At 51.8% G+C, this 220-nt stretch carries 1 tRNA gene; it reads right to left on the reverse strand.

Annotation, left to right across the window (positions count from 1 at the left end):
- Positions 1 to 85 precede the first annotated feature (85 nt).
- Positions 86 to 160, reverse strand: a tRNA-Glu gene (locus tag IAE27_RS29470).
- Between the last annotated feature and the right edge of the window lie 60 nt (positions 161 to 220).

Consider the following 220-nt stretch of genomic DNA (forward strand, 5'->3'; position numbering starts at 1 on the left):
TTTTAAAGAGCAAATATCTCAAACGTCACCCGAAGATGAGTTTTGAGATATCGGTTGGTTGTGCCTTTCACTCACAGCCAGCAAGTGGCGTCCCCTAGGGGATTCGAACCCCTGTTGCCGCCGTGAAAGGGCGGAGTCCTAACCGCTAGACGAAGGGGACACGAGGTGTCGCGACTTCGCAGCCGTCTTGCTTCTTTACATCTATCAGACAATCTGTGTG

The sequence above is a fragment of the Klebsiella sp. S69 genome (assembly GCF_016516145.1).
GTDB classification, from domain to species: domain Bacteria; phylum Pseudomonadota; class Gammaproteobacteria; order Enterobacterales; family Enterobacteriaceae; genus Klebsiella; species Klebsiella oxytoca.